This is a genomic window from Streptococcus pluranimalium, assembly GCF_047785745.1.
Taxonomy (GTDB): Bacteria; Bacillota; Bacilli; order Lactobacillales; family Streptococcaceae; genus Streptococcus; species Streptococcus pluranimalium_B.
Genome location: NZ_JBLOJT010000008.1, coordinates 12,825 through 33,300, shown reverse-complemented (window position 1 = coordinate 33,300; position 20,476 = coordinate 12,825). Strand labels below are relative to the sequence as shown.

The window sequence follows — 20,476 nt, the reverse complement described above, 5'->3', positions numbered from 1 at the left end:
TTTTTTGATACACTAAGACTATGAAAACACATAAAATTTATAATACCGTAGCCGGCGAAAACACCTATTTATTAGAATCCGAAACAGAACTCCTGGTCATTGACCCAGGCAGCGATTGGACAAAAATTGAAAAGCGTATCAAGGACCTAGACAAACCTGTCTTTGCCATTCTCTTGACCCATACCCACTATGACCATATCTTAAGCGTTGAAGCTGTCCGCAAACACTTCAATCAGCCCCCACTTTATGTTTCTGAAAAAGAAGCTTCTTGGTTACAATCTCCTGTCGATAACCTATCAGGTCTCCCACGACATGACGATATGGATGACGTCATTGTAGCGCCAGCTGAACATATCTTTGAGCTCCGTAAACACTATGTTATCGGCGATTTCAACTTTACAGTTGTGCCAACTCCGGGACATTCTTGGGGTAGTGTTTCCTTCATTTTCACTGAAGAAGAAGCCATTTTTTCTGGTGATGCCCTCTTTAAAGAAACCATTGGACGAACCGATCTGCCAACAGGAAATTTTGATGACCTCATTTCAGGCATTCGTCAAGAACTTTTCACCCAGCCAAATCATTTTGCCGTTCACCCCGGGCATGGCCAAAGCACAACCATCGCCCACGAAAAAAACGTTAACCCCTACTTTCAATGAGACGATTTTAGAAAATTCTCTTAAGCTTATCCCTACTAATCTTGATAGCTATATCTGGTCTCTTGATTTTTGTTAAAGCTAAAACCTATCAGGCTAGCGCTACTGCTGAGAAAATGACCCACGAAGCCAGATCACTTGACCACAGTCTTTACTTCAAGACACAAGGAAAAACCAAGGCATCAGTGATTTTCTATCAGAGGGCACACTAGTTGAGGAAGAAGCCTATGCATCCTTGGCTGTTTCTTTGAGTCAAAAAGCCAAAAGTCGCTTAACTAACAATACCACTTATGTAACAATCGAGGGTGGCAGTCATGCTGGATTTTGCAATTATGGCAGACAGGCTAAAGACGGCAAAGCAAGCATTTCCAGAACCCAACAACGCCAATAATTAGTTCAGATGATGAACAACTTTATCAAAACACACGAAAACGACACCCATTAAGGTGCCGTTTTTTAGTGAGCTCGGAGGAAGATTACAACAATGGAAATACCAATGTGACTTTCGCTCCATCTTTAGCAAGATTATTTTCTAATATTAATTCGCCGTTATGGGATTGCATAATCTGAGATGCTATGTATAACCCTAAACCGTAGTTATCCGATGAATGCCTACTTTTATCACCACGATAAAATTGTTGTACCCCATGTGCCAAATCTTCTAAAGAAAATCCCGAACCCTGGTCAATCACAGATAGGTACAATTTATTAGTAGCAGTTTCTATCATTATTTCAATAGGAGCATTATCTGGAGAATATTGAATGGCATTATTTAACAGATTTTGAAAAGCTCTTTCAAAAAGCACTAAATCAATCAATAGAATATTATTGTCAACATCAATATCTTCTTTCAATAACCTTCCGTTAATTTCTACTATCTCACTTGCGATAAGTCTTACTCTTTCAATAAAATCTGTCATTGAGACTTTTTCTAGTGAAAAATCCAACTCTTTAATTGATTGATTTACCGTCATTAAAGTTTTGGTATATTCTGAAATACGGTTCATGTTTTTAATAATAAAAGAAACATACTCTGACTGCTCTTCGGTTAAATCAGTTTCACTTAATAATTCAGCATTACCTTTCACAATAGCTGTAGGCGTTTTGAGGTCATGTGTTAATGCTGATATTTGATTTCTTTTTTCCTCCTCTTGAAGCCAATTTTCTTTTAACGATAGACTCAAAGCCAGTTTCATGTTGTCAATACTATTCAAAACATCATTAAACTCTCTAATTTTTGAAAAACTAATCTCAATATCAAGATTTTGTTGAGCTATTTTCTGTGATGCTTCCATCATAGGGATTAATTGCTTTGTCATGTACTTAGCCCAGAAAAGAGTGACTAAAAAAGTGCTGATAAAACAGAAAACGATTAGTAAACTGGCAAATAAAAAGTTAATTTTAGGAAAATAATCATTCATCCAATTAATTGAATAATGCGGCTCAAGTTGATAATTGATAATAATGTAACCATCAGGTCTCTTATATTCTATAAATGATGATTTGGGCGTTGAGATTTCTTTTCTATTGTGAAAATGGATTGCCTTAATTTCATTTTCTTTAGTCATATTAGACTGAAGAATTTCACCGTCTAAATTCAGATAAATATAGCTTGCTTTATCAGGAATTAAACTATCATCAAATTTCTTTTGGTGTAAAATTGCTGTTTTATTGTCTATTATTTGATTTTCCGTTTCATTTGCAGGAATGATTAATCCCGTTTGATAAAAAGTAATAAAGGTAAGTAATGAAACTCCTATAGCTATGACTAAGCCGATCCCAACACTCCCTAAATATTTGAGAAAAATGACTTTCAGAGTTTGTCCTTTTTTATTTAATGCCATTTATAACCAATTCCCCAAACTGTCTCAATAGGATATTCTTCGTATTTTTGAAATTTAGCTCTTATATTTTTAATATGTTCCGAAATAGTAGAAGAATTACCGGTACTATCAAATCCAAAAATAGTTTCATAGATTTGTTCTCTAGAAAAAACCTGACCTTTTCGTCTAGCTAACAATTCTAAAATACGATACTCAGCCTTTGTTAGTTTGATTTTTTCATTATTCACAAATACTTCATTAGAAGATAAATTAAAGTGAATTCTACCTAAGTTTAAATTCAAATGTTTTTCTCTTTTCTCCCTTCGTAGATGTGCTTCAACTCTTGCCAATAATTCATGGACACCAAATGGCTTTGTGATATAATCATCTCCTCCATTTAATAGCCCTTCTACAATATCCTCTTCCATTGTCTTAGCTGTTAAGAAGAGGATAGGACAGTCCACTTTGCTACGGATTTTTTTACAAAGACTAAAACCATCAATCCCTGGCATCATAACATCAAGTAAAATTAAATCAAATTTGGTCAAAGTATCAGTATTTAGGTCTAAAGGATTTTGCAAGATTTCAACAAGATGATTATTCTTTTTTAAAATATTTTTCACAAGAACTAACAAATCATATTCATCATCAACAACTAAAATATTTGCCACTAAAACTCCTCCTAAAACGCTATCAATTTATTATACTACATTTTCTATTTGACTCATCAATCAATAAAAGGATTTCCATCCCAAGAATTAAACCATTTTACCGATCCCTCAAAAATAAGCAGAGTCAAAGGAAGAGACACATAAAGCCAAGTATTTAATTCTCTATATAAATAAGTTTGATCACTAAAATTGGTGCCGACAATATAGGTAGCAGCTAACCTTGATGACCAAGTACCTGGCAAAAAATACCAAATGTTATCACCAATAGCGGTCATTGAAAGTAAAGCAAGCAATGTCTCTACAAACCCTAGTCCAATTGAGACTCCGCTCCCGAAGTTCATCGATACCAATAGATGAATCATATAAATTGTTGTGGCTCCACCGGTAAGACATAACACTTCAATGAGACAGATTATTGGAGACTGATGACCAAAAAGCAAAGAAAAGACTGTGATGGAAAGACTGACAGAGATTAATAAATTAACCAATAACACTATTAATTTTCCGATATAAGTTTTACTCCGAGATTTTGTAGTAGATAGGATGACTTGAAATCGACCTGCATTTGCTTCCATATCTATAACTTTAGATGTTATAACGCCACAAATGATTGGAAGAACTACTCCAAGAAGGACTAAATAATTTTCTATGATAACGTCATTATCAAAATTTTTTAAACTCGTAAATTGGCTTGCCACGTAGAAAATCAGAGCATATAAAATTGGTAAAAATATATGAGCTTCTAAAATCCAGGTATGCTTTAATTTTAGAAATTCTGACTTTACTATATTCATCATGATGTCACCTCCTGCTTTGAAAACCAATTTGCAGTTGAAATTGTCAATATATAAAACAGACATATTGATAAGAGACAAGGTAGCCATAATGACGTACTGGTACTCATTGGGTTTGATAGGTCTGTTGGAACACCATTTGGAAGAATATGTAAGACTGGTACCATCAGCCTAAGTCCCCAAGAATAAGGACAATACAGCCACATAGAAGTATCAGACACTAAAATTCCTAGCCCTAAACCTATGATAGCATTTCCAACAATACTAACGACAAGACCAAATTTTTTAGCTAAAAAGAAGCACCATGGAATCTGCCAAATGTTTGTTAAAAGCAATAGTAAACTTGCAAAAAATAAAGTTACAATGCTGTAGTCAGGCGACAATTCTCTTCCAACAAACCATTGAAAAATTAAGACATATAGTAAATGACATAATGTTGTCAGACCCATATAAGTAAAAGTTATTACAATTTTTGCCACCCAAACTTTTTTTAAATTAATATCCAAAGGAAAAATGCCTCTGTAATTGAGTTTTTTATCTTCTTTTCTGTGCATCAAAGCAGGTATTAGGGCAAACGTCGCAGGCATTAAAATGACATACCACCAATTGTATGCATTAACTGTAAAATAAAAAGGCATTAATACAAAGGCATGTAGAACAGCAATGATAGGAGCAATTAAAGGTAATTTTATCAAAAAAGTACGTTTATTCTTTAAATTTTCAGCATGAATATAGCGCTTCATTAATTTACACCTCACTCTCATTAGCGATAACCGTCATAAAGAGCTCTTCTAAATTGCTGTCATGATGGATACGATCTTGATATTTTAATTCTCCCTCATGAATAATCCCTATATGTTCGGCAATATGTTCTACTTCTGCTAAGATGTGACTAGATAAGATGACTGTTATCCCTTTTTTAGGAAAACTCCTTATTAAATCACGTAATTCTTGAATACCAAGCGGATCTAGTCCATTTGTAGGTTCATCTAATATCAGTAATTTAGGATGGTTTAACAAGGCTATAGCTATACCTAATCTTTGTTTCATTCCTAAAGAAAATTGACCACTCTTCTTTTTTCCAGTATTTTTTAAATCAACTATTGCCAGCACTTCATCGATTCTTTTATCAGGTAATCCAAGTAAAAGAGCTCTTACTTTTAAATTTTCTCTAGCTGTTAAATTCTCATACAATGCTGGCATCTCTATCAATGCTCCAATATCCGACAAATCATTTCGGCTCCAACTGTGTCCTTCAAACTGTATTTCGCCAGACGTTTTGTGAAGCATACCTGTAAGCATCTTTAAAAGTGTTGATTTTCCAGCACCATTAGGACCAAGTAAACCATAAACTGTATTTTCTTCAATTTTTATAGATATGTTATTAACAGCTCTTTGTTTTCCAAATACTCTTGTTAATTTATTGGTCTCTAAAATATATTTATTCATATTATAAAGTTCCTTTCTTTTTCAACATCAGTATAGTAAAAAAGTTTAAAGATTTTATAAGGAAATCAAAAAAACAGACAAATATTACTTTGTCTGCTTTACTCATATTTAGTTGTGTCATTCCTCATCCCCAAACCGCTTCTGATACTCAACTTCAATGACAGCATCACCTTTTTTGCACATCCATGACCTGCTAAAGGGCGTTAAGATAAGTGCCAAAACAGCGATCGGTAGGAAAATAGTAAGGTTATCAGTAAATCTGATAGTGATATGTCTATAAGGTCACACTTTCTTAGATTTTTAAGAAGCGTCTCATTGATAGCACTGATCCTAGTGATCCGATGATGATTCCGATAGCAACCATTGCGACCACGCCAACTGGAATAGCTAAGTCCGGTTTGTAGAGGCTGAGATTTTGTTGCACAAGGCCTTTCATCAAGTAGTTATAAGCAATGATGTAGAGATAAGAACTCAAGGCTGCTGGAAGGATGGAACCAAGCAAGCCAATCCAAGCACCCTCAAAGAAGAATGGTCCACGGATGTAAGAATTCTTAGCACCTACCAAGCGCATAATTTCAATATCTCGGCTACGTGAGAAAATCGTAACACGAATGGTATTTGAAATAAGGAAAATAGCCACTAAAATCAAGATTGCAGTTCCTACAAGTCCCCAAATACGTACCATTTTCGCTAGATTGAAAATACGATCAGTATCAGCTCCACCATACTCAACCGAGTCGATGCCACCTAGCTGTTCTGCTGCACGCGCTACTTTCTTAACATCTTCAGGTGATTTGGTTTTCACATAGTAAACATCATAGAGTGGGTTAGCGTCATCATCAAAGACTTCTGAGAAGGAATCCCCCATCTTAGCTTTCAAATCTTCTAACTGCTCATCTTTACTTGAATAATCAATAGCTTTTACGCCCTCAATGTCTTTCAATTGGTCGTAAATCTTATGATAGTCCTTGTTGACAATTGTCTTTCCTGAACTATCTTTGACGGTTTCCTGGGCATCTGTCGAATCCACATTCAAGAAAACATTGACTTGAATATTGTCCTCGATTCCTGAAGCTAATTTTTCTGTATTAAGAAGAACACCAGCAAAAAGACCTACTAAAATCAAGGTAATAGATACTGTTGACATGGCTGCAAAAGTCATCCATCCATTACGTTTTAAACTCTTGATGGATGCCCATAAATGTCTGAAAAAGTTTCTAATCATTATAGCCGTACTCTCCTTCCTCTTCATCACGAACAATCTTACCATCTTCAATAGCAATCACACGATGACGCAAACTGTTAACAATTTGCGAATTGTGAGTCGCCATCAAAACAGTTGTTCCCTGAAGATTGATACGCTCAAGCACCTGCATAATTTCCATAGAAATTTCGGGGTCCAAGTTCCCAGTTGGTTCATCCGCAATCAACACCTTAGGATTGTTAACAATAGCACGCGCAATAGCAACACGCTGCTGCTCCCCACCAGACAACTGATTTGGGAAGGAACGCATTTTATGTTTAAGACCAACAAGTTCCAAGACTTCTGTCACACGCTTTTTGATATGTTTACGCTTTTCACCAATAACTTCCATGGCAAAAGCAACATTTTCATAGACAGTCTTACGTTCCAAAAGTTTATAGTCTTGGAAAACCACACCAATGGAGCGACGCAAAAGTGGTACTTGGCGTTTTTTCATTTTAGCCAAGTTAAATTCTCCAACTTTGAGAGAGCCGCTAGATAATTTTTCCTCACGGTACAATAGTTTGATAAATGTTGATTTACCAGCTCCAGAAGGACCAACGATGTAAACAAATTCACCCTGATTAACAGAGACACTGACATGACGAAGGGCCGTTGTAGAGCGACGATATTTCTTAGAAACATCCTTTAATTCAATTAAAGCCATAAATTAAGATACTAAGAGCATTAAAGGCAGACGAAAAATAGGAGCGTGACGACATATGCCTGCATATGAGGAAGGCTATCTTTTTTCGCTAGCTTTTAGCTCGAGTTCAATTTTTCTTGAACCCGTATCCATTCCTTTCTATAAGTTATAGGAATCATGAAACAAGCCTAAGGGCTGTGCCCAATTCCTTTCATAAGATACAAAGAGATAATTCTATTCATCGAAAACTTCCGATAAAATAGGAGGTTAGTCACCTCTTCATGTTAATCATTAATCCATACGCCACTTGAGGTAAGCGTCGATAAAGCCTTCAATATCACCATCCATGACCTTATCAACTTGAGCTACTTCAAAATTAGTACGGTGATCTTTTACCATAGTGTAAGGTGTGAAAACATAAGAGCGAATTTGACTTCCCCAAGTGATTTCTTTCTTGTCACCTTTGAGAGCATCCACTTCTTGCGCTTTTTTCTCCTGTTCCATTTGGTAAAGTTTAGCTTGCAACATCTTCATAGCACGATCTCGGTTACCATATTGGGTACGATCAACCGTTGAAGCCACCACAATTCCAGTTGGAATGTGGGTCAAACGAACACCTGTGGACACCTTGTTAACGTTCTGTCCACCAGCACCACCTGAACGGAAAGTATCCATTTTGATGTCATCATCGCGAATCTCAACTTCAATGGTATCATCCAACTCAGGCATAACCTCTACAGAAGTAAAGGATGTGTGGCGACGTTTAGCTGAGTCAAAAGGCGAAATACGCACTAAGCGATGAACACCCATCTCAGATTTCAAGAAACCATAGGCATTAGGTCCTTCAAAAGAAAGGGTGACAGACTTGATACCCGCTTCATCACCGGCTTGGTAATCCAAGGTCTCCACCTTGTAGCCCTTGGCATTTCCAAAACGCGTATACATGCGAAAGAGCATCTCAGCCCAATCTTGTGCCTCGGTTCCGCCAGAACCTGGGTGAATTTCCATGATAGCATTGTTAGAATCGTACGGTTCCGATAAAAGAAGCGTCATCTCGTAGCTAGCCATGATTTTATCTAGCTTTTCAAGATTGTCTTCCAACTCTTCTTGAACAGAATCATCCTCTTCTAACATTTCCATATAAAGTTCCGTCTCCTCAGACAGCTCCTCCATATTGTGGAAAGTTTCATAAGTTTGCTTAAGCTCATTCAACTCTTGCGACGTTTTTTGAGCAGCAATATTATCATTCCAGAAGTCTGGCTCAGTCATTCGGTTTTCAAGAAGCGCAATGTCCTCCTCCAAACGATCTAAGTCAAAGAGACCTCCTGAAGCTAGTCAACTTCTCTTTGTTTTCTACTATTTTTTGACGCATTTCAGCGATTTCCATGATAAACTCCTTATCTGAATGTAATCTTATCCATTCTAGCATAAAGCCCTTAAAATTGCCATTTCTGACGAACCAATTCCAACTCTTTGAGACTATCTTCTTCTTTTAGAGAAAGGCTGCGCATAAAATCAAGCATGGCCTCATCTGGTTTTTTAATAATCTCACCCAGTGCCCAAATGGCTGTCGCAGTATGAATGGGATTATTATTCTTATCAATAATCTCCACTAACTTAACCACCGCACTACGGTCATGAGCATTAGCCAAAGCAATAATAGCATTACGCTGCAAAATATTTTTCCCACGCCAAGAACCTGCAATCATGCCGAATTGTTCTTTGAAGGATTTGTTAGTCAACTCCAAAAATGGAATCAACTCAGGATGAGCTAGTTCTGGATCAATCTCACTAGCAAGAGGATTATCAATTCCACGATTATAAGGACAACAAATCTGACAAATATCACAGCCATAAATAACGGTTTTGATTTTCTTACGAAACTCCATGTCCATCATGCCCTTATCTTGAGTTTGGAAAGACAAACAACGACGAGCATTCATGGTTCCATCACCGATAAGGCAAGAGGTCGGGCAAGCTTCTAAGCAGCGAGTACAGTCACCACAACCGTAGTCCACTTCTTGATCCGGCTCAATCTCTAAGTTGGTAATCAACTCCCCTAAGTACATATAAGAGCCGAATTCCTTAGAAATCACCAGACCATTTTTACCGATAAAACCGATACCAGCACGTTTGGCTACTGCAGTATCTACAAGAGCCCCCGTGTCCACCATACCCTTGTATTCAAAATTCTCCGTCAACTCTTCAATCCCTTTAGCCAAGCGATTGAGCTTATCTTGAAGGACATAGTGATAATCTAAGCCCCATGAATTAGGAGTGATTTTCCCACGTTTATACTGGGTTTTAGGCGGTTTAACGGGCAGTTTATTAGGATAAGCGACAGCGATTGAGATAATGGTCTTAGCAGATTCCAAAGACAACTTAGGCTTTATTCGCTCCTCAATGACCTTATGCTCAAAACCAGTCGTCCGGCCCTCCTCGACACCAGCTCGTAAGGTTTTCTCCAAATAACCAAAATCATCGGCAGTCGTAAACCCAATCTTTGAAATGCCAATTTCCTTAGCAAGTTTTTGAATTTCCACCTTAATATCCATACTACTATTTTAAGGAAAAATCATGTTGATAGCAAGTCAGATCAGTAACAAGTTTGTGTCAAATCGCCTCAAAAAAGATACAATAGAGACATGACAACATTAGCTTTCATGAGTGACCTCCACATTGACCTCAACAACTTTACCGACTTTGAAACCAATACCCTCATCGACCTCCTCAAGGGAGAAGGTATTGACCACCTTCATATCGCTGGCGACATCTCCAATCACCACTACCAAGTATCGCTTCCTTTCCTAGAAACACTCAAACAGCATTTCCCTATCACCTATAACCTTGGCAATCATGATATGTTAGATCTGACTGAAACTGATATTGAGTATTTAGACTTCAAGATTCATGAGATTGATGGTCAAAAATTCCTAGCCTTCCACGGCTGGTACGACTACAGTTTTTATCCAGAAAGAACCAAGGAACAAAACTTAGTCTTTAAAAATCGTTTCTGGTTTGATAGACGCTTGGATAGACAGGCTTCCGATAGTAGTATTACCAAAGAAGCACTACGACGACTAGATGAGATACTAACGAATCATCCTGACCTTGATTTAGTAGCAATGCACTTTGTTCCCCACCAAAATTTTCTCATGACCCATCCCAAATTCCTCCCCTTCAACGCCTTTTTGGGAAGCCAAGCCTTCCACGGTGTATTTATCAAACATCACATCAAAGACGTGGTTTTCGGACACGCCCACCGTTCCTATGGCAGCCAAAAGATTGATGGTATCAACTATCACTCCAGACCTTTAGGATATAGACGTGAATGGGACTTAACCATCGATTATGTCAACCAACACCCTGAACTTAATCCTACAGGCACATGGAACCTATCCAAACGCTATCATTTGGTCAAAATATTGCCAGACTACCAGAACTACACTAAAAAACAGCTTAAAGAAGAATTTCGCAAATCTGTAACTGTCTTTGATTTCTAACCTTCTGACCGCTCCTTCACCATACAAGCTACAATTGAGGGATAGACTTGTAACAATAATCATAATTCATGGCCCCATGAAAGCAACTAACTACTATTTTTCTTGTCATCTTCAAAAATCTAGGAATAGATAAAGAAGGTCAAACAGACCCTTATCCTCCAAGGAAATATCACTTTTCTAGTGTTAAACTTGTATCAAAAACCATTCAAGATAAAGCTCATGAAGTCTCCACAGTCATTATCGGGAGACGACAATAGACTATCTCTTTTCCTTATCACAATTAGCAATAGCGTAACTCTGAAAACCACGACTTTCCTCTTTTCAAGAGTTCCGTCTACTCTTGAAAAGTTGACTCAGCTCCAGTTATGAATTTGTTATGACTCCAATAAAAAAATCAGATTCGTCATTGAATCTGATTTTTCTATTTCTATTGATTAGATAGCATTTTTATCCATTCCCAAGGCACGTTGAACAGCTTTAACAATTTCAACAAGCACAAGCATAGCAAAACTACCAATTAAAACAACAGTCCACTGTGATAATTCCAAGTGCGTCACATGGAAAATCTTCTCAAGGAATGGTACTGTCAGAGTCATAACTAAGAGTACCAATGACCCAAGAATAGCCCAGTTAAAGGTTTTGTTTTTAAATGGTCCAACTGTGAAAACAGATTGGTAAACAGACTTAACGTTAAAAGCATGCACCAACTGAATCATTCCAAGAGTTGCATAAGCCATAGTGAGGGCGTCTGCGTGAATTTCATGATAAGTATCATGGGCTGGATTAATGATTCCATATCCATAGACACCTAGAACGAGAGCAGCTTGGAAGAGGCCTTGATAAACAACTGCTCCCAGAACACCACCTGAGAAGAAGCTTGAATTACGTCCACGAGGTTTGTGACTCATAACACCTGGTTCAGCAGGTTCCATACCAAGCGCAATCGCTGGAAGGGTATCTGTTACCAAGTTAATCCAAAGAAGGTGAACTGGCTCCAGAACATCCCATCCAAATAGAGTAGCTAAGAAGATAGACAATACTTCAGCAATGTTAGCCGATAGAAGGTATTGAACTGTTTTCTGAATATTAGAGAAGACCTTACGCCCTTCTTCAACGGCGACAATGATTGTTGCAAAGTTATCATCCGCAAGAACCATATCAGAAGCACCTTTAGAAACTTCTGTACCAGTAATACCCATACCGATACCAATATCCGCTGTTTTAAGCGATGGTGCATCATTAACACCATCACCAGTCATGGCTACAACCTTACCTTCATTTTGCCAAGCTTTCACGATACGAACCTTATGTTCAGGTGATACACGAGCATAAACAGAATATTGTTGGAAGACTTTTTGGAACTCTTCATCTGATAATTCATTCAGTTCAGCACCTGTAAAGACATGATCTTCTGTATCGTTAGGATCAATAATACCAAGACGTTTAGCGATAGCTTCTGCTGTATCTTGGTGGTCACCAGTAATCATGATTGGACGAATACCAGCTTCTTTAGCCACTTTAACCGCCGCTGCAGCTTCTGGACGTTCAGGATCAATCATACCTACAAGACCTGAGAATACTAAATTATTTTCAACAACTTCAGTTTCTAAAGTTGGAACATTATCGTCATACTTGTAAGCCATCATAAGGACACGAAGTGCTTGTTTAGCTAACGTTTTGTTAGTAGTAAGGATAGCTTCTTTATCTGCTTCAGTAATCGGACGAATCGTTCCATTCTCTTCGATTTGCGTCACGCGCTTAAGCAACTGATCGGGAGCACCTTTAACAGCCACCAAATGTTTGCCATCTGCTAGACGGTGAATGGTCGACATCAATTTACGATCTGAATCAAATGGAAGTTCACCAACACGTGGCTCTTCTTTCAACACATCGCGGACATCAAAGTTATGATCCAAACCAAATTGCACAAGCGCTGTCTCTGTAGGATCACCAATCAATTTACCAGATTGATCAATCTTCGTATCATTGGCAAAGTTCATGATACGAAGCGTCATATTTGAATGCTCCAAATCATCTGTCGCATCTTGCAATTGACCATTAGTATAAATTTTTTCAACAGTCATCTGATTCATGGTTAGGGTACCAGTTTTATCAGAAGCAATAATTTCAGTTGAACCAAGCGTCTCAACTGCTGGTAATTGTCTAATGATCGCATTACGTTTTGCAAGGACTTGTGTTCCCATGGAAAGAACAACCGTCACAACCGCAGGAAGACCTTCTGGAATCGCAGCAACCGCCAATGCAACAGCAGTCATCAATGAATTTAACGGAGCTTCTCCACGGACAAAAACAGATACGATAAATGTAATCGCTGCAATAACCAAAATGGCAAATGTTAACACCTTAGAAAGATGGTGTAAGTTTTGCTTCAACGGTGTATCCGATTCATCAGCGTTTTGAAGCATGTTAGCAATATGACCAACTTCTGTAAACATCCCTGTATTGGTAACCACGCCAAGTCCGCGACCATAAGTAACGTTAGAGTTTTGATAACCCATATTGACACGATCACCAATACCAGCATCTTCTGCCAATTCAACAGAGAGATTTTTTTCAACTGGTACTGATTCCCCTGTCAAAGCAGCTTCCTCAATTTTTAAAGAACTTGCTTCTAGTAGGCGCATATCAGCAGGTACAACATCCCCTGCTTCGAGCAAGACGACATCACCAGGAACCAATTCCTTAGAATCCACTTCTTTGACATGACCATCGCGACGAACTCGAGCTAATGGGCTTGACATAGATTTAAGCGCATCAATTGCAGCTTCTGCCTGACCTTCTTGGTAAACACCGAAAGCTGCGTTAAGCACTACAACTAACAAGATGATTAAAGCATCTGTCAAACCGTGCATACCTTCTGTCAATACAGAGAGAGCTGCAGCTACTAACAAGATAATAATCATCAAATCTTTGAACTGATCCAAGAATTTTTGAAGAATAGTACGCTTTTCAGCTTCTTCTAATTCATTACGACCGAATTCAGCTAAACGTTGCTCCACTTGTGCACTAGTTAAACCTTTTTTACTGGTCTCTAGAGCTTCTAGAACAGCGTCTTCAGATTGAGTATAAAACGCTTGACGTTTCTGTTCTTTTGACACTTTTTCCTCCTTGGTCTTTCACTAATAGAAAAAGACCTGTTTATTTTTTAAACAAGTCTCGCAAATTAAGACTATGCCGGAAACAACTGTTTCGAAATGACGACATAATCACGACTGTAATATCTCACAAAAGCAAGATAACAATCGTCGGCTACTCCCTTGATGGATACAATTATAACAAAATCAATAATTTGACTCAAGTTAAATGGGAACTATCTTCCCATTTCAGTCGAATGCCATATCTTAGTATCAATTAATCCGCAATAAGGATCCACACTTGATACACCCGTAAATTCAGAATCACCTGAGAGTTTTTCAACCAAACTACTAATAGTATTTGGTAAGCTGTCATAGGCATTGATATATGTCCCAACTTGCGGCATATCTGCTAGAGCAAACGGGTGTTGTACAGATACTACAACTGTAGGTACTTCATGTACATAGAAAGGCTGATCTGGTGTTCCTTTAGCTGCTGGCCAAATAATACGTTGAGTGGTCCCTCCTGAATTAACATCAACTAAATTAATAATCAAATCGTAATGATCTGTAATTTCAGAAATTGGTCTTTTGGAAGCATAGACATTTTGAATAGCTGCTGGACGTTCTTCCTCTGGTAATTTTTTAATACGTTCTTCTGTATTTTCCCAGATAGAAACCTCATGACCACGAGCTTCTAGCAACTCTTTTAAGGCATCAGAAGCACGCTTCTTTCCTTGATTAATCAAAGCACCAAATCCACCCTTATAACCTTCCACCTCTACTAGTAAGATACGTTTATAACGTTCAGGTGTGACTGGTAAAAGATTTTTCTGCTTATTTTTGACTAGTGTGATAGCTTTATCAGCTACCTGATTAGAAATCTCTTTTGCTTCATCAGTACCAATCAAAGCTAATGCTTCTTCTTTTGGTAACATCATTTCTTCTCGACGACCTTCATAAGTATGAAGACCAAGTTTTGCTTTAAGGCCTAGAGTACGACGGAGAGCATCATGCAAACGTTCATCTGATAATAGACCATTTTCATAGCCTTCTTTCATCCATTTTACATCTTCATCAGGATCGTTGAAGAAGAGGAACAGATCACAACCTGATTCGATAGCAGTTGGCAAAAGTTCTCGTCTTGGGAGGGATGCAGTCATCCCAACCATGTGTGAAGCATCTGTTACAATAGCACCGTTATATCCTAATTCCCCACGTAACAATTCATCTAAGAGCGTTTTGTTCAGTGATGCAGGTAACATGTCATCCAAATCACGTTCAGGATGCATTTCTTTTTCAACATTTGGAAGATGAATATGCCCTGCCATAATACCAGGTAAACCTGCTTCAATCATCTCAACATAGATACGACCGAAAGTTTCCATCCATTCAGACTTGGACATCGGATTTGGCGCAAACGACAAGTGATGATCGCGTTCATCAATACCATCTCCTGGGAAATGCTTAGCGAATGGAATGATACCATTCTCCATAATACCACGCATATATTCCTTAGAAAGAGTAATAACTTGTTCGACCTCTGCACCCCAAGTACGGTTGGCAATAATTGGGTTACGCCAGTTACGGGACAAATCCATGATCGGAGCAAATGAAGCATTACAGCCTACTGCAGAAGCTTCAATACCAGCGATACGGCCGAGTTCATAAGCATACCTCGGATCGTTAGTGGCTGCAATTTTTACCTCATCGCCAATTTTGGTGCCATCTGTTACAGCTCCGTTACCACCTGATTCAGTATTGGCCGCAATTAGTATTGGAATTTTTGATTTGGTTTGAAGAATATAATTCTGCTCCCAAATATCTGCAGCAAGTCCTGGTGCATAACGAACAGCAGCAAACTTATAATCTTCCATAACTTGCGTCAAATATTCTTCACTTCTACTTGAGCCCATATTGACAAATAATTGACCAATTTTTTCATCTAAGGTCATATTGGCAATGGTTTCTTCTACCCAAGCGATAGCCTTATCGTCCAAGTTGTATGGTTTTTTACGTAAATCAACGAGATGTGTCATTGTAATTCTCCTAATCTAAATTTTTCCAAAATGCTTCTTTCAAATTTTCCAACTCTTTTGGAGATATATTTTTGATTGTAAATGATGTTGCAAATGTCTCTTCAAGATATTGCCATGATTCAGCTTCTTTTCCAACTAGAATTGGGTAGAAGGCTACATGGTTTTGTTCAGCAGCTGCCAGATCTCCTGGTGAATCTCCAATCATCAAGATATTTTCTGGTCTGTACCCTACTTTAATCAATGCGGCAATGACATCTTCTTTTTTTCCACGGTCCTGACAGTAAAGATCATCGATGTGATTAATAAGTCCTTGACCAATCCACTCCTCCTCAACCGCTTCCTTGTTAGCTGAACTAACCACATAAACTTTACCTAGTTCATGCAATTTTTCTAACCCGGATAAAGCTCCTGAGAAAGCTAGCGCATCTCCTTCATAAGCTTTGATTTGGCGGTTTACTTCATTAGACCAGTCGAGAGCTTTTTGTAAATCATCCGATGTATTTGACATTACTTCTTTTTCTAAAGAGACATTAGATAGAGATGTTGTCGCGTTAACCCATTTCTTTAAACGCTCAATGCCCTTGACACCTACACCATCCAACGCCATGACGAGACCGACAAATCTATTAACCCCTCTTGTTCGACTGTAAAGATTGATATTATCCCACTTTTCAAGGAAATCTTCTTTATTATCAACTTCAAAAAATCTTGCCGCTAAAGGTCCAAAAAAGAGCTGATGTTTGTAAGTCATTGTGTCCATCGCACAGCCATCTGAATCAACACAAAAGACATATTCTTGGTTTTTTGACATATTTCAACTCCTATATTCCTGTAATTCATCCGATGATTTTAATATATCACCGAAAGCAAGCGTTGTCAATTATAGAATCGTTATTTTATAAAAAAATTGAGCTCAAGAACTCAATCTTCTTATACTAAAATAAACACGCATTCCGTCGGCTTAATAAGTAATTGATCTGAAGAGAATTTTTCTCCCTCTAAATTAGGCAACTTATTATCTTGACTCAAGGACAATACTTCACCATTCAAGGTTATCTCTTTGGAGCGTTTGTCACCCTCCCTGCCTGATAAGCGATAAATTAAAGCATCTTTTTTGAGAGATAGTACGGTATTTTCAATTTCTGAGTTATTGATAACCAGAATAGCTTTCCCATCTTTACCATCTTTACGAGAATGCACAAATACATGAGAGCCTTCTTGAATAGGAATACCACTCTCAAAAACTTCCGTTCCCATTAAACGATTCCAGAGCAACACCGCAAAATAGTTTGGTCTTGGATCAAAGACTTCACGAGCTAGGTAGCCATAATCTGATGAAGCTAAGGTATTGTGGAAAATAATGCCATTTGTGAGTTTAGCAAACGTACCCATTTCATTTAAAGTGCGAGGAACATCTAAATAGGTAGATGCCCAAGTATTTCCCCCACCCCCAGCATCACCAGATTCTGTTACCCACATTTCTGCCCCCGGAACGAATCGATCACGCAGGGGAAGGTAGGTTTTACAAAAGTTTGAAGCTACAGCTAAATAGGTTTCTGACAAGGCAGCTTCCACCGACCAATGCCCTGCTGGCATTACAGAAGCCAGACGTTCTGAAACCCCATTGTAGTAGTGATAAGAAAAGACATCTAAAGGCACTTTCGTTCCTTCTAACAAATCTTCACAGTTAACCATTTTATGAGCAATCTGCTCAATGCCCCCGATACCTTTTTGCTGACTTGGATCTCCAAAGACAATATCATCTCCACCTGTCGAACTTGGTCCTACTTTTAAGCAATCCGGATAATTCTCATCTAACCACTGGAAGAAAAGGTCTTGGTCACGGCGATAGTGTTTTGCTGTGTAGCCTTTTGGAAATCCAGTGTCCTCTAGGATATTAGGCTCATTGGCAAATTCAACAGCTTCTATCGGTATACCATATGACTGGCTTAGAGCAAAGATTTTTTCAGCCTCACTCGGATGCCATGGTTCCTCCGCCGTGTGTAAACCGGGACAGTTAGCCATGGAAATTTTCAAGTGTCCACCAACTGCTTTAACAAAATCTAAAACACCCAGCCACTGTTCTTTTGTCAAAACATTAAGATAACCTTGTGGCGGTACTCCAGCAGTTTCACCATCAAAATCGTAATAAGTTTTGGTTGACCAAGTTCCTGAGACACGTACCCATGCTTCTCCCAATTCTTTCGTCAAATAACGCAACTTCTCATTTGATAAATCAATCGGATCATACTCTTGCATAAGGTCCTTATACATCGCTGCGATTCCTTCATCAGAAGGTTCGACGTAAAAATCTTCCGTTCCAGCAATTTGCTCTTCTGAATAAGACTTCCAGAAAGTTCCACCTGTCACTTCTGCAAACTCAACATTATAAGAAACCAAACGCGGATTTATATCACGTATCTTGTCTAGCTTTTCTAGCTCCAATGTAATCATTTCACTCATAAAAACTCCTTTATCTTTTCAAACCATGAGCAATCATCAACGACGCATCAAGCGCTTAAAACATATTAGACGCCTGAATAGGCTGAAAAGCCACCATCAATTGGAAGGACGACACCATTAACAAAACTTGCTGAATTTTCATCCGCTAGGAAGAAAAGACCACCAATTAATTCTTCAGCTTCTCCAAAACGCTCCATCGGAGTATTACGAAGAATTTTTTTCGCACGCTCCGAAGGTGAACCGTCTTCATTAAAGAGAAGACCACGGTTTTGATTAGTTACCAAGAAGCCTGGGGCAATAGCATTGCAGCGGATACCAACTTTTGAAAAATGCACTGCCAACCATTGCGTAAAATTCGAAATAGCAGCTTTAGCACCAGAATAGGCAGGAATCTTAGTTAATGGCGTAAAGGCATTCATGCTAGAAATATTGATGATATTTGCTCCTTTACGTCCCGCCATATCTTGGGCAAAAACCTGAGTAGGAAGCAAGGTTCCTAAGTAATTAAGATTAAAGACAAATTCAATACCGGCTTTATCTAAATCAAAGAATGATTTTGTTCCCTCAGGCAAATCTGTTTGGTGAAACTCATTGTCTGTCGTCGCTTTAGGGTTATTTCCCCCTGCCCCGTTGACAAGAATATCTGTCGGACCCAAATCCGATACAACCGCTTGGCGTACTTCTTCAAGATTGTCTTTATCCAAAACATTGGCTTTATAAGCTTTAGCAATGCCACCTTCAGCTTCAATGTCATCAACAAATTTCTGAGCTGCTTCTTGGTTCAAATCTAAGAGTGCAACTTTAGCACCAGCTTTCGCAAACTCTTTCGCCATATAGCCACAGAGAACACCTCCTGCTCCAGTCACAACAACAACTTTTTCTTTAAATTCAATTACTCTAGACATGATGTTTTTCCTCTCTTTATATTAGAAAATGACGGTTCAGCTATTTATCTCCCACTGTTTTCACGGTAATTCCAAAATCAGGTGTTTTTCCTGCAGCACGCATATTGGCTTCATACAAACCGTTGAAATAAGTGGCTCCAAGAGCACGATCATAAATACCATAGCCAGGTGTTTTTGTCTGATCAGACCAGATACGACGTCCATGGTCAGGACGAAGAGAACCTTTCCAGTCATAATCAACCAAAAGTTTCACGATAGCATTCATATCAATATCACCAGCTTGCGACAAATGCGCGGTTTCTTGAAAGCCCCAGTCTCCCGCAGTAACATTTCGTGTGTGCATAAAGTTGATGCGATTGCGTTTTAGAGCATATTCTGTCATGACAATCACATCATTTTGAGGATCTGATGCATATGAACCCACACACATGGTAATGCCATTATTTGACGAATCATAAATATTAAGGAAGCGTTCAATAGCTTCTTGACCAGTGATGATACGTGGAAGTCCAAAGATGCTATATGGTGGGTCATCAGGGTGAATCGCCATTTTAACGCCCGCAGCTTCAGCTGTTGGCATAATCGCTTCGATGAAGTACTCTAAGTTAGCCCACAAATCTTCTTCAGAAATATTATTGCGATAATTCTCAATAATCGCTTTCATCTCTTCTTTTGAATAAGATGAGTCCCAACCTGGCAAGTTCAAATCATCTGCCACTGGATCAACCCCTTCTAAATCTTCTTTGAGAAAGGCAAGTGAGGTTGAACCGTCTGGAAGTGGGTGATTCAGATCAGAACGCGTCCAGTCAAAAACCGGCATAAAATTGTAACAAACAACCGGAATACCAGCTTCTCCAACATTTTTGATGGACGTTTTATAATTTTCAATCAATTCATCACGATTGGGTTTTCCTTGCTTAATATCCTCATGAACAGGAATGGATTCAATAACTGTAATTTCAAGACCTGCATCTTCGACCATTTTTTTGAGTTCAAGGATATTCTCTAAAGGCCATGCCTGTCCGACAGGCACATCATAAACCGCTGTTACAATCCCCTGCATGCCTGGGATGGCTTTAATTTCTTCAAGTGACACAGGATCATTTTTCCCGTACCAACGAAATGACATTTTCATAATAATTCCCCCATACCTTAGTTATCTTCAAGCAAGAGCCTTGCTGACGATAAGTTT

The 20,476-nt window shown here is 38.4% G+C and carries 18 protein-coding genes; 3 read left to right on the top strand and 15 right to left on the bottom strand.

What is annotated here, in order from left to right; all coding sequences use genetic code 11:
• Positions 1–20 precede the first annotated feature (20 nt).
• Positions 21–656, top strand: a complete 636-nt coding sequence (locus ACMZ6U_RS02460; protein WP_416106062.1) for an MBL fold metallo-hydrolase — start codon at positions 21–23, stop codon at positions 654–656.
• Between the two features lie 232 nt (positions 657–888).
• Positions 889–1,044: an alpha/beta hydrolase gene (locus ACMZ6U_RS02455; RefSeq protein ID WP_416106061.1), complete on the top strand. Its 156-nt coding sequence runs from the start codon at positions 889–891 to the stop codon at positions 1,042–1,044.
• Positions 1,045–1,129: 85 nt separating this feature from the next.
• Here ACMZ6U_RS02455 and ACMZ6U_RS02450 read toward each other — a convergent pair whose 3' ends face one another.
• From ACMZ6U_RS02450 to queG, 9 genes are all read right to left on the bottom strand, one after another.
• Positions 1,130–2,497, bottom strand: a complete 1,368-nt coding sequence (locus tag ACMZ6U_RS02450; protein WP_416106060.1) for a sensor histidine kinase — start codon at positions 2,495–2,497, stop codon at positions 1,130–1,132.
• Positions 2,488–3,147 carry a response regulator transcription factor gene (locus ACMZ6U_RS02445; protein WP_104968171.1) on the bottom strand — a complete coding sequence of 220 codons (660 nt, stop codon included), beginning with the start codon at positions 3,145–3,147 and terminating at the stop codon, positions 2,488–2,490. The genes ACMZ6U_RS02450 and ACMZ6U_RS02445 overlap by 10 nt, the downstream gene beginning before the upstream one ends.
• A 56-nt stretch (positions 3,148–3,203) precedes the next feature.
• Positions 3,204–3,944, bottom strand: coding sequence for a lantibiotic immunity ABC transporter MutG family permease subunit (locus ACMZ6U_RS02440; protein WP_416106059.1), 741 nt, complete (start codon positions 3,942–3,944; stop codon positions 3,204–3,206).
• Entirely contained in the window at positions 3,941–4,684 is a 744-nt protein-coding gene (locus ACMZ6U_RS02435; protein WP_416106058.1) for a lantibiotic immunity ABC transporter MutE/EpiE family permease subunit, read from the bottom strand. Before ACMZ6U_RS02435 ends, ACMZ6U_RS02440 begins: the two co-directional genes overlap by 4 nt.
• 4 nt (positions 4,685–4,688) lie before the next feature.
• Positions 4,689–5,390, bottom strand: coding sequence for a lantibiotic protection ABC transporter ATP-binding protein (locus ACMZ6U_RS02430; RefSeq protein WP_416106057.1), 702 nt, complete (start codon positions 5,388–5,390; stop codon positions 4,689–4,691).
• Positions 5,391–5,682: 292 nt separating this feature from the next.
• The gene (ftsX, locus tag ACMZ6U_RS02425; RefSeq protein WP_416106056.1) at positions 5,683–6,615 is read right to left on the bottom strand and encodes a permease-like cell division protein FtsX; all 933 of its coding nucleotides are present in this window, start codon (positions 6,613–6,615) and stop codon (positions 5,683–5,685) included.
• Positions 6,608–7,300 (bottom strand): cell division ATP-binding protein FtsE, encoded by a 693-nt coding sequence (gene ftsE / locus ACMZ6U_RS02420; RefSeq protein WP_104968176.1) that lies wholly within the window; start codon positions 7,298–7,300, stop codon positions 6,608–6,610. The genes ftsX and ftsE overlap by 8 nt, the downstream gene beginning before the upstream one ends.
• 270 nt (positions 7,301–7,570) lie before the next feature.
• A protein-coding gene (gene prfB, locus ACMZ6U_RS02415; RefSeq protein ID WP_416106055.1) for a peptide chain release factor 2 occupies positions 7,571–8,666 on the bottom strand; the annotation gives its coding sequence in 2 pieces (ribosomal slippage) (positions 7,571–8,593 and positions 8,595–8,666; 1,095 coding nt in all).
• 49 nt (positions 8,667–8,715) lie between these two features.
• Positions 8,716–9,834 (bottom strand): tRNA epoxyqueuosine(34) reductase QueG, encoded by a 1,119-nt coding sequence (gene queG / locus ACMZ6U_RS02410; protein ID WP_104968178.1) that lies wholly within the window; start codon positions 9,832–9,834, stop codon positions 8,716–8,718.
• A 90-nt stretch (positions 9,835–9,924) separates the two neighbouring features.
• Between queG and ACMZ6U_RS02405 the strand changes: the two genes are divergently transcribed.
• Positions 9,925–10,782, top strand: coding sequence for a metallophosphoesterase family protein (locus ACMZ6U_RS02405; RefSeq protein ID WP_416106054.1), 858 nt, complete (start codon positions 9,925–9,927; stop codon positions 10,780–10,782).
• Positions 10,783–11,216: 434 nt separating this feature from the next.
• Here the strand turns inward: ACMZ6U_RS02405 and ACMZ6U_RS02400 are convergent, their stop codons facing one another.
• The 6 genes from ACMZ6U_RS02400 to ACMZ6U_RS02375 all read right to left on the bottom strand — a co-directional run bounded on the left by ACMZ6U_RS02400 (position 11,217) and on the right by ACMZ6U_RS02375 (position 20,419).
• Complete coding sequence (locus ACMZ6U_RS02400; protein ID WP_416106053.1) at positions 11,217–13,901, bottom strand: cation-translocating P-type ATPase; 2,685 nt, start codon at positions 13,899–13,901, stop codon at positions 11,217–11,219.
• Between the two features lie 212 nt (positions 13,902–14,113).
• A complete protein-coding gene (locus ACMZ6U_RS02395; protein WP_416106052.1) occupies positions 14,114–15,916 on the bottom strand; it encodes a glycoside hydrolase family 3 protein in 1,803 nt (600 codons plus the stop codon).
• Between the two features lie 10 nt (positions 15,917–15,926).
• A complete protein-coding gene (locus ACMZ6U_RS02390) occupies positions 15,927–16,727 on the bottom strand; it encodes an HAD family hydrolase (RefSeq protein ID WP_416106051.1) in 801 nt (266 codons plus the stop codon).
• Between the two features lie 119 nt (positions 16,728–16,846).
• Positions 16,847–18,379 (bottom strand): beta-glucuronidase, encoded by a 1,533-nt coding sequence (locus ACMZ6U_RS02385; RefSeq protein WP_416106050.1) that lies wholly within the window; start codon positions 18,377–18,379, stop codon positions 16,847–16,849.
• Between the two features lie 65 nt (positions 18,380–18,444).
• Positions 18,445–19,284 (bottom strand): SDR family oxidoreductase, encoded by an 840-nt coding sequence (locus tag ACMZ6U_RS02380; RefSeq protein ID WP_416106049.1) that lies wholly within the window; start codon positions 19,282–19,284, stop codon positions 18,445–18,447.
• Positions 19,285–19,324: 40 nt separating this feature from the next.
• A complete protein-coding gene (locus ACMZ6U_RS02375; RefSeq protein ID WP_416106048.1) occupies positions 19,325–20,419 on the bottom strand; it encodes a mannonate dehydratase in 1,095 nt (364 codons plus the stop codon).
• Positions 20,420–20,476 lie beyond the last annotated feature (57 nt).

What these genes read in the sequence shown, in the direction of transcription:
- ACMZ6U_RS02460 (WP_416106062.1), top strand. Translation starts at nt 21, where the DNA reads ATGAAAACACATAAAATTTATAATACCGTAGCCGGCGAAAACACCTAT.
- ACMZ6U_RS02450 (WP_416106060.1), bottom strand. Translation starts at nt 2,497, where the DNA reads ATGGCATTAAATAAAAAAGGACAAACTCTGAAAGTCATTTTTCTCAAA.
- ACMZ6U_RS02440 (WP_416106059.1), bottom strand. Translation starts at nt 3,944, where the DNA reads ATGATGAATATAGTAAAGTCAGAATTTCTAAAATTAAAGCATACCTGG.
- ACMZ6U_RS02435 (WP_416106058.1), bottom strand. Translation starts at nt 4,684, where the DNA reads ATGAAGCGCTATATTCATGCTGAAAATTTAAAGAATAAACGTACTTTT.
- ACMZ6U_RS02430 (WP_416106057.1), bottom strand. Translation starts at nt 5,390, where the DNA reads ATGAATAAATATATTTTAGAGACCAATAAATTAACAAGAGTATTTGGA.
- ftsX (WP_416106056.1), bottom strand. Translation starts at nt 6,615, where the DNA reads ATGATTAGAAACTTTTTCAGACATTTATGGGCATCCATCAAGAGTTTA.
- ftsE (WP_104968176.1), bottom strand. Translation starts at nt 7,300, where the DNA reads ATGGCTTTAATTGAATTAAAGGATGTTTCTAAGAAATATCGTCGCTCT.
- queG (WP_104968178.1), bottom strand. Translation starts at nt 9,834, where the DNA reads ATGGATATTAAGGTGGAAATTCAAAAACTTGCTAAGGAAATTGGCATT.
- ACMZ6U_RS02405 (WP_416106054.1), top strand. Translation starts at nt 9,925, where the DNA reads ATGACAACATTAGCTTTCATGAGTGACCTCCACATTGACCTCAACAAC.
- ACMZ6U_RS02395 (WP_416106052.1), bottom strand. Translation starts at nt 15,916, where the DNA reads ATGACACATCTCGTTGATTTACGTAAAAAACCATACAACTTGGACGAT.
- ACMZ6U_RS02390 (WP_416106051.1), bottom strand. Translation starts at nt 16,727, where the DNA reads ATGTCAAAAAACCAAGAATATGTCTTTTGTGTTGATTCAGATGGCTGT.
- ACMZ6U_RS02385 (WP_416106050.1), bottom strand. Translation starts at nt 18,379, where the DNA reads ATGAGTGAAATGATTACATTGGAGCTAGAAAAGCTAGACAAGATACGT.
- ACMZ6U_RS02380 (WP_416106049.1), bottom strand. Translation starts at nt 19,284, where the DNA reads ATGTCTAGAGTAATTGAATTTAAAGAAAAAGTTGTTGTTGTGACTGGA.
- ACMZ6U_RS02375 (WP_416106048.1), bottom strand. Translation starts at nt 20,419, where the DNA reads ATGAAAATGTCATTTCGTTGGTACGGGAAAAATGATCCTGTGTCACTT.